Genomic DNA, 13,238 nt, shown 5'->3' with positions numbered 1-13,238 from the left:
GGAGCATTCGCTTCGTTAGCACTACTTCGCAGTCTCGACTGCAAGGAGAGTATCCCTCCTGGGACGTATTAAAGAAAACTTCCTTCGGGAAGTTTTTTTGCGTTCTGGGGATGAGAACCCCAATGGTTCGTCGGAGCATTCGCTTCGTTAGCACTACTTCGCAGTCTCGACTGCAAGGAGAGTATCCCTCCTGGGACGTATTAAAGAAACTTCCTTCGGGAAGTTTCTTTGCGTTCTGGGGGTGAGAACCCCAATGGTTCGTCGGAGCATTCGCTTCGCTACGTGCTCTTATGTCGCTTCATCAAAAGGTTTGCATTTGCGCCCTCCAAGGGTCACATTTTATAGTATCGATGTTCTAACGAACATAGGACACTTTATCTGACCCAAGTTCGGCATCATGGAATTTTAATGAATCTTACAGAGCTTATTTCACCATTCCGGGGGATTATCTCACTTATTTGCACTTAATAGCCTGATTAACGTTGCAGAGGTTCGTTAGCATCTGAACATAGCGGTTTTTCCCATTATAAGACCTCCTGGGTTCGTTAGAGTATGTCAGGTCCATGTATAGTCACAGTCCCGCGTTCATATATGTGTTTTTTTCAATTCATTGTTCAATATTGACATAGAATGTTATGCTTACGAAGTGGATAATGTAACAATCCATACATATTAACCTATTAGGAAACAGGAGATTTTATCAATGTTATCTTCAATACAGCAGCACTCGTCCATCCATACCAAGGAAGAACATTCTTCGACATCGAAAAGTTTCGGCCTGTTATTGGCAGGCATTATCGTCATCGCCGCTACCATGAGGTCACCGATTACGGCAACCGGACCTGTAGTGGAAATGATTCGCTCAGATACAGGTATCGGTCATACGATGGCCGGGCTTCTGACCTCACTACCTTTGCTTGCCTTTGCAGCAGTCTCTCCTTTTGCACCGCGTCTTGCCAAACGGTTAGGACTCGAATCAGCCTTGCTGATCGCTATTATCATCGTAACTCTGGGAGTGGGCTTACGTTTATTCCCATCTGTTCTGGCTTTATATACAGGAACCGCAATATTGGGATGCGGCATTGCATTAAGCAACGTGCTCCTGCCAAGTTTGATCAAACGTGATTTTCCATTGCGGGTAGGTATCGTCACCGGACTATACTCTGTATCCATGAATATATTTGGCGCCATCGCCTCAGGTGTCAGTGTGCCCGTAGCCGGAGCTACGTCTATGGGTTGGCGCGCCTCGTTGGGCATGTGGGCCCTGTTGTCCATACTGGCGCTTCTCTTGTGGATCCCCCAGATTGCCGCAGGTCGCCAGCGGATGTTATATGTTGCCTCCCAGAGCGAAGGGGCACCTGTGCGTCTGAGAACCTCTGCACTCGCTTGGTCCATTACTTTATTTATGGGTCTGCAATCCCTTATCTTCTATACGACGATTACCTGGCTTCCCGAGGTTCTCGCCGAGCAAGGATTCAGTCCCACCTCAGCAGGATGGATGCTCTCCCTGATGCAGATGGTTAGTGTGCCAGCTACCTTTATCGTTCCAATCCTTGCCGGCCGAACGCGAGATCAACGTGTTCTGACCGCGATTACGTGCTCTTCTTTAATTGTCGGGTATGCGTTATTGTTAACCGGCATCGGTTCGCTCGTTACCATCGGCGTCACGTTGGCAGGAATAGGTGCTGGAGCGTCATTTGGACTGGTAACGATGTTCTTCGTCCTTCGTACTAAAGATGCCAGACAGGCTGCCAGCCTGTCTGGCATGGCCCAGTCTTTCGGATATATGCTGGCAGCAGTGGGACCTCTACTGTTCGGTATGCTTCATGACTGGACAAAAGGATGGACCCTTCCGTTGCTGATACAGGTCATTCTGGCCATTGCTTTACTAATCGCAGGGACTCGGGCCAGCAAAAATCGAATGATAGGTTAGTCATCCAACTCATTTAATAGAAAAGAAGCAAATGAAACGGCCTCCATCCTGTTCATCAGGATGGAGGCCGTTTCTGCATGTAACAATTCCTTCATTAATTAAATCAGCTTCAATGTGGAAGAACTTACTTCACTTTTACCTTAATTGTGTCTGTACTGGTAACTCCAGCTGCGTTAATTAACTCGGCCCGATACGTATACGTACCCGATGCTTTGTTGGACAGTTTAGTCACAGCACTTTGCGCAAGAGGTGATACCGCACGGAGTTCTTGCGTGTCGATCAACTTATCATTTTCATAGAGACGATACTCTGTAGCATTGGTGCCCCACCACAGGTTCATGGTCACTTTATAATTGCCATCGCCATCCCAGTTATCCTGAGAGAGAACTGCTTTGCCTGGTGCTGCGTTGGTAACCCGAACAGTCAACGTCTGACTCCGCGTTGTTCCCTTGTCATTTGTTAGCTCGGCCACGTACGTATATGTGCCATTGGCTTTGCCTGTGATCTTCGTCTGAGCAAACTGCGCCCAAGGCGCGTTGTAAGTCAACTTCTGCGTATCAATAAGAACCCCGTCCTCATATAACTTGTAGCTAGTTCCGTTCTCGCCCCACCACAAGTTCATGGTAACGATATACGAGCCCTCTGGCAGACCGTTGCCTACCCAGTTATTGTGAGACAATACAGGCGTACCGGGGGCCTTGGTAGCTGGAGTTTCAGGTTCAGTCTCCACAGCTTCCAACTTCAGGACCGTATTGGCTGTACCCGCCAGTCCTTGTTGATCTTTTACCGTAAGTTCAACGACATACTCGCCTGCTTCGATCCCTACCAAAGGAAGGCTGAAGGTGCCATCAGGTTGTACTTCAAAAACACCTTCTTTTTGAATCGAACCATCTTCTTTTTTCACAACATACGTTGCGTCCAGGGAAGCTGCCGCATCAAAAGCAATGTCCCATCCACTCGCAAGTGCAGGAGCAACACGGAAGTACAGATCTTCCACGCTACCATCAATAACAGCAGACTCATCCTCTTTGAACTCCAACGCTTCTGGTGCAGTTACAATCGGAGCTGTCTTTTTCACCAAGAAGGGTGGCGTGTCTTCCTTGTAGGTTTTGCCGTCTGTACCAATGGTAGTGATGTCTACCGTATATAAACCATCCGGAATCTCAGTCACTTCATCCGTTGTGTAATCCGCATATGTGCCGTTCCAGGCAAGGTTGTACCTTGCATTTGCATTGAAGTTAAAATAGTTGCCGAAAATGGAGCCGATATAACCATCTTGATAATATCCACCTTCCGGATTAAGACCATCATAAATCTCAATCAGCGCAAATGTCATCGGATTATAGAACTCCATCGCAACATTCAGCGTATCCAGCGTACCATCCGCCTTCAATGGATAGTGGAATGTATTTTTTTCAGTGCCTTTTACCGTTTCAATATATTTAACTCCACTTAACGTAACATTGAAATGAGCAACATATGGCACAGTAAAAGTATTGGTTCCGTTCGAGAACTCAATGTATCCTTGTGCTTCTGTAGTCGCAGTAACCCCTCGTGGAACGGTGATTGTCACTGCAATTTCTTCCTCACCATTCAGTGTGAAGGAATTCTTGTCTACCGCAACGGATACACCAGACACATTTCGAGTTGGATTCACATTTACGGTGTAATCCCCGCCATTACCATTCAACGCTTCCACTTTAATCGTTTTGGTGACCGTCTTTTCATCTGTGCTCAGGAAATTACCGTAGTTGATGCTTCCGGTGATATTTTCCTTTTCAACAACAGAACCACTTTCTGTGTATTGAGTTACATCAAGCACTTTGACAAAAGCAGCAGGATCGATGGTGTTCACAGCCTGAATACGGCCTGCACCTTGATCAAAAACATCAAACTTCGTCGTATCCAGCACTTTACTATTGTTCATGAGCGCAACTTTGATATCAAATGGCGTCCAGTCCGGATGCTTCTCGATCAACAGCGCAATCAAACCTGCTACATGTGGTGTAGCCATACTTGTACCTGATTTACGATCATAGGCTTGTGCGTAATCCGCATCTGGCTCATCCTTCCCGTAGGCAGGAATGGTAGACAGGATGCTTGTACCTGGTGCAACAATATCCGGTTTGATATCCAATGTGACCTTGGCAGGTCCACGTGAACTGGATGAATTCATTTCATCACCCGGCGTTTGGCTGCGTTCAAAATCACTAAAGCTCACTTCAACGGCCTGTCCCGCGTCCAGCTCAGCCTTGATCACTTCGCCATCTTCTTTGGACATGCTCAGTGTCGGAATGAGTTCAAAGTTATCCCCCAGACTTACACCGATTGGACCTGGAATGTTGTTATATACAATAACAGCTAAGGCTCCAGCGGCTTTCGCATTGGCTACTTTCTCTACAAATGCGAGTTCACCCCGCTGAATCAATGCTACTTTGCCTGTAAAATCCTTGCCTTCAAAATCAGTTGGTTTACCCAGTGCTGCATACTCAAGCTCATATTTCCCTGTCAAAACGGTCTCAGGGTCTGCTGACAGGCTCCATCCCATCAGATCCAGACGGTAAACAGACTCTGTAACAGCCAGTGGAGCTTCAGTCGGAGCAACTACAGATTCTTCTTCCACAGGAGCAGCTTCAGGAGAATCATCAATTGGTGCAGATGGTGATGCAGATGGCGTATTTGCTTCTGTTGCATCTTCCTCTACATTCGGAACTTCAGATTCTTCAGAAACCACGTCCTCCACACCTGCTGCACTTTCTTCAATAGCGGTTGCGGGTACGTCTTGTTCTGGGACTTCAGGTGTTTCTGTTTCTGGTGCTGACCCCAGTTCAGGAGATGGTTCAACCTCTGGCACCGGTTGTTGTTCAGGTTGTGTCTCCTCGCCTTCTTCACCAGTCCAGAAGTGAGTATCCGCTGTAATAAGCTGGCTAGGGCCTGTGGAGTTACCTACAGTGATAGCCATGGCAGATGCACCTGGAGAACCGAGAGTATACCGGTTAGGTCCACTGTTACCACTTGCTACGACCGCTGTCACACCAGACAACATCGCATTGTTAAGAGCAACGGAAGTAACATAACTCGGATCGTTGGCGGCGTTACCCAACGAAAGATTGATTACATCCATGCCATCTTCAACGGAACGATCAATGCCGCCGAGCACCCATGAGGTCTGACCACTACCGTACGGTCCAAGTACACGGTAAGCATAGATATCTGCTTCAGGAGCAACGCCAACAATGCCGTAATCCCCCGCTTCGCGAGCAGCAATGGTTCCTGCTACGTGCGTACCGTGGGATGTGTAATAGGCACTTCCATTAGCGTTAAACTCAGGTTCCCCTGAAGCTTTCCATTCCTGATAAGTTGCTTCATACGGATCATTGTCGTTTCCAACAAAGTCCCAACCGCCTTTATAAGCTTCTTGCAAATTCGGATGTTCGTAGTCAATCCCGGTATCAATGACACCCACTTTGATGCCATTTCCCTTATAACCCAGATCCCATACTTCAGGCGCACCAATAAATGGTGCTGTATCTTTCATGTACGGGTTCACTTCATCTGTCTCAGGCGCTATTGTAACTTCAAGGTCAGGATATACGCTGACCACGCCAGGTATTTGAAGCAATTGTGCCACTTGATTTCCTTTAAGCTCAATTGCTACACCATTCAGGGCATATGCATATTCTTCTAATATTTCATGTTTGATTTTCTTCTGAGTGAGGCTATGTACAAATGACTGTTGTTGTTGCTCAACTTGAGTCACAGCCTTTGTTTCCATCGAGGAGGTAAAAGATTTTCCAGAGAGGGTTGATTCACCTTGCGCTACGGCAACAGGTTTATTGGAAAGCTCAACAATCACTCGGGTGTTCTCTCCACCCAGGCCTTCCAAGCTTTTATCCAAAAATGGATCTGCGGCAAGTTTTGCCTCTCGCCCTGCAAGAATCTCTCTCCATTGTTTCGCTTCGGCTGTACTTGGTATGTTCTCAAGCTGAATTGCTAAATCTGCGGGAGCGGCTCCAGCCGCGGGGAGAATAATGGAAAAGACCATCAGAACACTTAATAACGTGGATATCAATCGTTTACTCAAGGCTTAGCCCCTCCTTTTAATGTAAATACCTCACCACATGATGGGTTCCTGCTGTTTGTGCATACTGCAATACGCACTCCAATTTCACCACCTATCTGCAAGAAGATTGACCCTTGGTAAATTATTCTATCAAAATACCACATTTTCCTTCTAAATACTTACAAATATGATATAGAAATTACTTATATGGGTCTTGAGTATGATAAAAATATCCATTTGTAATTATTTGTCGTTTGAATATTTCATTTTTAAAATAATGCAAAATAAAAAAGACCAAGAGTCTCTTTAGCTGAAAGAGATTCTTGGTATATAGGTGAGGAATGATTAGTGTAAAAACCATTCATACAATTCTTTTAACAACGTTAAATATTGCAAATATTACTCTTATTCTAACTTCACAGCTTCAATACGCAGACGCTTGTAGTCTGCATACAGAGCATCTTCTCTCCAAAGTTGAGGTATCACGATCCGACTGGTTTCCTGACACAATTGGTGTATCTCATCTGGACTGAAACCTGTGAAATAGTCGCCTCCAAAATGAGCCAACCAGCCTACTATACCCTGTTCTCCATCCTCTAATCTAGTAGGTCGATCGTAGTGATAGGCATGACGTACCAGAAATCCGCGTTGTTCTAAAATATGGCTATATTCTCCGATTGAAGGAAAATACCAGGGATTGCGTTCTGAAGCACGAATGCCCGTGTTTCGCTCCACAACCTCCTCTAATGCATTCACAATGGTCTGTACATTCCCTTTACCACCGAATTCTGCGACAAAACGCCCTCCGGGCTTCAATGACTTCCATATGCTATCCACCACTAACCGCGGACTTCGCATCCAATGCAGGGCCGCATTGGAGAAGACGGCATCATACAATCTATTCGTCTCAAATTGATGACCGTCTCCTTCCACGAACTGAATTTCAGGAAATTTCTCCCTCGCACGGCTAATCATGTTTAGCGATGCATCTATACCAATAACTTCAGCTTCGGCCAGAGAAATTTCATACGTCAAATCCCCCGTCCCGCAACCCAGATCAAGAATGTATTCCCCTTTTTGGGGTTGAAGCCAAGAGATCAGGTTTTTGCCATACCCGGACACAAAAGCCAGTTTGTTGTCATACGCCTCTGCTTGCCATTGATTTATAGATTTCATGGAAACCACCGTCGCTTTCGTTATGGATATCCTCATTGTGGCATAGAACTGTTTATTATTAAAATATATAAATTCTATACCGCTTATAGGTATAAGCAATAAAACACTCATCCTGGACTCAAAGATAGAGGGATACTCTCCTTCCAGTCGAGACTGCGAAGTAGTGCTAACGAAGTGAATGCTCCGACGAACCATTGGGTTTCTCTTCCCCTGAACGTAAAACAAGAAGCTTCCCCAAGGAAGCTTCTTGTTTTTTACGTCCCAGGAGGGATTCGAACCCCCGACCGACGCCTTAGAAGGGCGTTGCTCTATCCAGCTGAGCTACTGAGACAAATATGTATAATAAATTTTCGGCGCGGTTCTTATTATACTCCGATTTCTATATTTTTCAATACTTTTATAAAAAAATTAATAATTATATTTTAAATACGGATTCATAGGCATCCCTCGTAATCAAAAGCAAACTTTTGAACAACCTCTATAAATGTACTTTACCGTATTATTGTATTATTCTCATACTCCAAGTCCTTTGAGAATATGATAGCTTGAACCAGGTTATATTGAGGAGATCGGGACAACTGGAGCAAGTTGATCACAAACATGTTCATTGTCAGAGTTGTTGGGTAATGTTTTGCATACATACATTTCAATGATTATTGAAGGAGAGACTTGTCATGAGACAACTTTTATCAGCCCTATCCTACTTTAGTATTTTCTTTGCCCCGTTCCTGTTTCCCATTATTATATGGATTGTTGCCAAGGATGCTTACATTGAAGGACATGCGAAACGCGCCTTGTTCTCCCATGTATTCCCCTTTCTGGCTGCCATTCCGCTATTTTATTTCTTCGTGACTGCACATAGCCTGGGTTCCGCCGTCGGATTTGTCATTCTATTTTTTGTGATCTACGGATTAAGCTTTCTGTACAACGTGGTCAAAGGAATTCAAGTGCTGCGCGAGTATGCTTGATCACCTGTCCACCTGATCTGATTAAGCATAACAAAACCCGCCGTTTAACAACGGCGGGTTCTTCCAGTTCCAAGTGAAGTTATAACAACAATAGGTTACTGTCTACGTATACTCAACATTGAACCCTAGCCCGCTATTACCACATATGTTGCTGGAGAGCGTTGCCTGTTAAGCCTGACCGATCAGATAACGCTGAAGTGTTGGACCAAGCAAACCAAAGGCAAACAACTCGCTTTGAAATCTCGATTTATCTTCCTCAACTGTCATGCCTTCGCTGTTCTCAAATGCGGTATCTGTCGCCTCTTCAAACGCAGTATGCATATTATTGTTATACCAGTCGATCGCCGAATCGGAGTGATTGCGTACAATCCGAACAACTTCCAGCGAATTTCCAGGTTGAGTTGAGGCCACGTATACAAGTAATGACGGATCTCCAGCATTTCCAGGCTGCACTTCCACTTCTGCACAGGATAATCCGTCTACCTCGGTTAATCTGCGTATTTTGGCATCTTGAATGGCATACATTCGTTATCGCGCTCCTTTTTCTTTGTTCTTATCATGTCGTTTGTTCAATCTGGTGTCGTGTCTCTGGTGTGCCTAATCGGTAAATCTCCCGATACACCTGTTGTAATACCGTTTCATACGCACGGTTGACGGACTCCTCCGGTGTATCTGGCCATGGGAATACCATGCCAGGAAAGGCTTCTTCCTCCTTTTCCTGCATGAGGTTAAGCAGTCCCAGTAAATGCTCCGCTTCCTGCGGCGTTGCCTGAATGATCCATTCATACGATGTTACCGACGGATCCGGAATAACGGAGCGGCCCATGACAGACACATAATACTTCAAACTGTCCATTGCATGTTCTCTCCTTCACAGGCATGTTGAGGCCGTTGTCCCTACAACTAGTTTCCGAAGAGGACAGACATTTTATGCCTGCTTTCGGCATATATTTGTTACGACCTCTGACGAAAAAGACAACATTTGCTGGTTGCCCGTAACGAAGCAGCCATACGGATGAATGACTCGACCAAGAAAGGATGAACAAACCATGTGCGGTATTACCGGCTTCATACAGTGGAATCGGGATTTGACACAGGAATCAGAGCTGCTGGTCCGTATGACGGATAGCTTGTCGAACCGGGGGCCCGACGCTTCAGGTACATGGATCTCCAATCCTTGTGCTTTTGGACATCGGCGTCTTAGTGTAATGGACCCCGAGAACGGAGCACAACCCATGCATGCGTTACAGGGAGATACCTCCTATACCGTCGTGTATAACGGAGAACTATACAATGCACCCGAGTTGAAAAAGGAATTGCTCCAGCGGGGGCATCAGTTCCGCACGCAATGTGATACGGAAGTGTTGCTCGCCTCTTATATTGAGTGGGGACCAGCATGCGTTGACCGGTTTAACGGCATTTTCGCTTTTGCCATATGGGATGGGGGACGTGAACAGGTTTTCATCGCACGGGATCGCCTTGGCGTAAAACCGCTGTTCTACAGTAATGCCAAAGATACACTCGTATTCGGCTCAGAGCCTAAAGCTCTGCTCATTCACCCCGATGTGGAAGCAGCTGTTGGCCCGGAAGGATTGGCCGAAGTGTTTATCGTAGGACCTGCACGGACACCAGGACACGGCGTGTACTCTTCACTGAGCGAACTCAAGCCGGCACACGCGCTGATCTATAACCGAAACGGGATCCGAACCTATGCCTACTGGAAACTGGAAAGTCAGCATCACGAACATAATCTGGAAGAGACCGCAGCCGAGGTGCGTACACTCTTGCAAGATACACTGGAGCGCCAGTTGGCTTCGGATGTTCCCGTATGCTCTCTTTTATCAGGAGGACTGGACTCCAGTGCATTATCAGCATTAGCCGTGGATTATTACAACCGGACCGGGCAAGGCCAAGTCAGTACGTATTCTGTCGATTATGTGGATAACGCCAAGCATTTCCAGGCGCATTCCTTTCAGCCGGGTGCAGATGGCCCCTGGATTAAACGAATGGTGGATGAACTCAAGACCGATCATCACTGGATTGAGATTGAGAATGGAGAGCTGGTTCATGCACTGACACAGGCCATGCTGGTAAGGGATCTTCCAGGCATGGCAGATGTGGACTCCTCGCTCTATCTGTTCTGCAAAGAGATCAAAAAAGGGGCCACGGTTGCCATTTCAGGCGAAGCAGCGGATGAGGTGTTTGGCGGTTACCCCTGGTTCCATCGGGATGAGATGCTAAACTCCGGTACGTTTCCATGGTCTGTAGCACCTGACATGCGAGCAGGGCTTTTATCGCCTGAGATACGAGAATGGATTCGGCCACTCGACTATTTAGCAGACCGCTATTCGGATGCAGTAGCTGAAGTGCCTCTTCTGGATGGGGAAACGGGTAAAGCTGCACAAATGCGGGTGATGTCCTACCTGAACATTACACGTTTCATGCCTACTCTTCTGGATCGCAAAGACCGGATGAGTATGGGTGCAGGATTGGAAGTACGGGTGCCTTTCTGTGATCACCGTCTGATCCAATACGTCTTTAATATCCCTTGGGAAATGAAAATAACGGGTGGGCGGGAAAAAGGTATTCTGCGCAAAGCACTGGAAGGTGTCCTGCCTGACGATGTGTTATATCGCAAAAAGAGTCCGTATCCGAAAACACATAATCCGCAATATCTGGCCGCGGTCAAACAACAGGTGCTTGATATCCTGGATGATCCCACATCTCCAATTTTACCTCTGATCGACAAAGCTCAGATCCGCAATCTCGCGTCTTCACCGGATGCAGCGTCCAATCTTCCGTGGTTCGGACAGTTAATGTCCGGTCCACAGTTGTTTGCATACCTGACTCAGATCAACACCTGGTTACGGACATATAAAGTTGCCATTCGTTAGAATAACCCCCTGATCGCTCGCTCAGTCATCAAAAAAAAGGTGCCAGGAGAACAGCATCGCTGTTATTCCCTTGGCACCCCCTTGTTTTAATATCACAACCACGACATTCGTAAATGTTAGAATTTCACTCAGAAGCTATCCACCATTACACTTTGAATCGACTGACGGACTCCTGTAACTCTTCCGCCATGGACGAAAGATCAGTGGCTGCCGAAGCGATCTCCTGCATGGCAGACAGTTGTTCCTCGGACGTTGCACTAACTTCCTCTGTTCCTGCAGCCGCATTCTCTGTTACTTCCATGATGGTCTTCATGGACACATTAATCTGCTCCACACCAGCAGCCATCTGTTCTATTGACGCAGACACCTCCTGAGTCTGGCCAGCGACATTGCTGACAGCTTCACGAATTTCTTCAAACGTACCTCCCGCTTTATGAACAAGTTCCATACCCTCTTGAACCTCAGCGGTCACTTCTCCCATAGATTGGACTGCATCACTCATGCCTTTATTAATGGCAGTAACAAGTACACTGATCTGTTCCGCTGATTTCGCCGATTGGTCAGACAGCTTGCGCACCTCGGTAGCAACTACCTCAAATCCACGGCCATGCTCGCCTGCTCTTGCAGCTTCAATGGCTGCATTCAGAGACAACAGATTGGTTTGTGCAGATATTTCGGATATGCTCCCCACCATGAGCCCAATCTCCTGTGAGTGATTGCCCAGCTCTTCAATAACTGCGGCAAGGCTTCGAACGGTCTGATGAATAGAATTCATCTGTCCAACAGCGGATTGAACTGCCTCGTTACCAGACAAGGCTTTGGCTGATGCTTGGATTGCTTCATTCGACATATTCTGTGTATTCTCTGTCATCTGCTGAAAACCTGTGGATAATTCATTGATCGTATGGAATCCATCTCCCACCATGTTCACTTGAGTATCCATACCGGTCGCAATCTCTTCCATCGTTGTAGCTACCTGCTCGGTGGCCGCTGCTGTTTGTTCTGTACTCGCCGTTAACTCTTCAGAAGAAGCCGCTACCCGGTCCGCATTATGTCCCACCTGATGGATTAAATGACGCAAATTCCCCATCATCTTATTGAAGGATTCCGCCATATCTCCGATCTCATCCCGATTACGAACAACAATGGTTTCACCCGTCAGATCACCATCTGCAATCCGGCTTGCAGCTTGTGCAACGGCAGCAACTGGCAAGGAGATCAATCTGCCAATGATCAGCGCCACCAGTGTCCCCATTAGAATAGAAGCAATTCCGATAATCGTAATCCACCGAAGAACCTGGGCAATCTGAAGATTGGCATCCACAACTCCTGAATTCATGGCATCTTGTTGATGTTTTTCCATTGCTTCCACAATTCCTTCAATCTCTGCAATGATGCCTGGTGCTGTCTCCTGGAACAACCTTGAGATCTCACTGTTATTCCCCTGTCTTGTCAATGTCATAATATTCTGTGCTAATGCATAGTACTTGTTCATCGACTCATCGGATTGCGTAAGGTAATCTTTCATTTTCTGACTTGTTACTGTTGGCTTTAACCCCTCACTTAACGCTATGTAATTTTCATAAGCCTGATTAAATTCCTGTTCGTTTTCTGAGCTGTCTTCCATCACATAGTTCCTCAAAGCAATCTGCTGTGATTTAAGATCTATCGACATATTTTTGATGAGTAGTAATTTTGTTGTCCTATCATTAATTAATTCTGTATACGTCCTATCGACAGATACAAATTGGGTATAGGCTATGACTGTCACCGCTACCAATAACAACAATACAGATGAGAATCCCAAGAGTAATTTTCGGCTAATCGATATTCTTTTCATGTTTATCCCCCCGAAAGTTCAAATAAAGTACATGCTGTTTCAAACTTCTCGCATCTGGCCTCCCTTAGGAATTATTAAGTCTTTAGACCCATTTGTAAATATATACAGCGACTATAAATGCCCATATCATTTGAATTAGGGTCTTTATTCCTAAGATTACTAACCCAATAACTATGAAATTTGAACCATAAAACACTCATGAAATATTTTCGGGAATTTTCCAAGCAATTCAAGACTTATCCAGAAGAAAACAAATTCACCTTCCACACGAAAAACAAAAAAAATACACCTCCATTATGGCGTGTTCAAACCACTGTGGTTTGTTTCACGTTCACTCCGAAGATGTACTTTATGCCGATCCATA

General features: G+C 45.9%; 8 protein-coding genes and 1 tRNA gene. 3 read left to right on the top strand and 6 right to left on the bottom strand.

Features of this window, described 5'->3' with window-relative positions:
* Positions 1-703: 703 nt before the first annotated feature.
* The gene (locus ACTHPG_RS22510) at positions 704-1,933 is read left to right on the top strand and encodes a CynX/NimT family MFS transporter (protein WP_440391612.1); all 1,230 of its coding nucleotides are present in this window, start codon (positions 704-706) and stop codon (positions 1,931-1,933) included.
* Between the two features lie 124 nt (positions 1,934-2,057).
* Here ACTHPG_RS22510 and ACTHPG_RS22505 read toward each other — a convergent pair whose 3' ends face one another.
* The 3 genes from ACTHPG_RS22505 to ACTHPG_RS22495 form a co-directional block, all read right to left on the bottom strand.
* The gene (locus tag ACTHPG_RS22505) at positions 2,058-6,017 is read right to left on the bottom strand and encodes a S8 family serine peptidase (RefSeq protein WP_440391611.1); all 3,960 of its coding nucleotides are present in this window, start codon (positions 6,015-6,017) and stop codon (positions 2,058-2,060) included.
* Between the two features lie 384 nt (positions 6,018-6,401).
* Positions 6,402-7,172, bottom strand: coding sequence for a class I SAM-dependent methyltransferase (locus ACTHPG_RS22500; protein WP_440391610.1), 771 nt, complete (start codon positions 7,170-7,172; stop codon positions 6,402-6,404).
* A 257-nt stretch (positions 7,173-7,429) separates the two neighbouring features.
* A tRNA-Arg gene (locus tag ACTHPG_RS22495) sits at positions 7,430-7,503 on the bottom strand.
* 343 nt (positions 7,504-7,846) lie between these two features.
* Between ACTHPG_RS22495 and ACTHPG_RS22490 the strand changes: the two genes are divergently transcribed.
* Positions 7,847-8,140 (top strand): DUF4870 domain-containing protein, encoded by a 294-nt coding sequence (locus ACTHPG_RS22490; protein ID WP_440391609.1) that lies wholly within the window; start codon positions 7,847-7,849, stop codon positions 8,138-8,140.
* A gap of 168 nt (positions 8,141-8,308) precedes the next feature.
* On the opposite strand, the gene ACTHPG_RS22485 is transcribed toward ACTHPG_RS22490, so the two are convergent.
* Both ACTHPG_RS22485 and ACTHPG_RS22480 read right to left on the bottom strand, forming a co-directional pair.
* On the bottom strand, positions 8,309-8,665 hold the full coding sequence (locus ACTHPG_RS22485) for a hypothetical protein (protein ID WP_440391608.1): 357 nt from the start codon (positions 8,663-8,665) through the stop codon (positions 8,309-8,311).
* A 31-nt stretch (positions 8,666-8,696) separates the two neighbouring features.
* Positions 8,697-8,996 (bottom strand): hypothetical protein, encoded by a 300-nt coding sequence (locus ACTHPG_RS22480; RefSeq protein WP_440391607.1) that lies wholly within the window; start codon positions 8,994-8,996, stop codon positions 8,697-8,699.
* A gap of 193 nt (positions 8,997-9,189) precedes the next feature.
* Here ACTHPG_RS22480 and asnB point away from each other — a divergent pair, with 193 nt between their 5' ends.
* A complete protein-coding gene (gene asnB, locus ACTHPG_RS22475) occupies positions 9,190-11,034 on the top strand; it encodes an asparagine synthase (glutamine-hydrolyzing) (RefSeq protein ID WP_440391606.1) in 1,845 nt (614 codons plus the stop codon).
* 145 nt (positions 11,035-11,179) lie between these two features.
* On the opposite strand, the gene ACTHPG_RS22470 is transcribed toward asnB, so the two are convergent.
* Complete coding sequence (locus ACTHPG_RS22470) at positions 11,180-12,874, bottom strand: methyl-accepting chemotaxis protein (protein WP_440391605.1); 1,695 nt, start codon at positions 12,872-12,874, stop codon at positions 11,180-11,182.
* Positions 12,875-13,238 lie beyond the last annotated feature (364 nt).

Origin of the sequence: Paenibacillus sp. SAF-068 (assembly GCF_051967555.1) — a bacterium.
Taxonomy (GTDB): domain Bacteria; phylum Bacillota; class Bacilli; order Paenibacillales; family Paenibacillaceae; genus Paenibacillus.
Note: the sequence above shows the minus strand (reverse complement) of the source record. Positions and strands in the feature narration are given on the sequence as shown.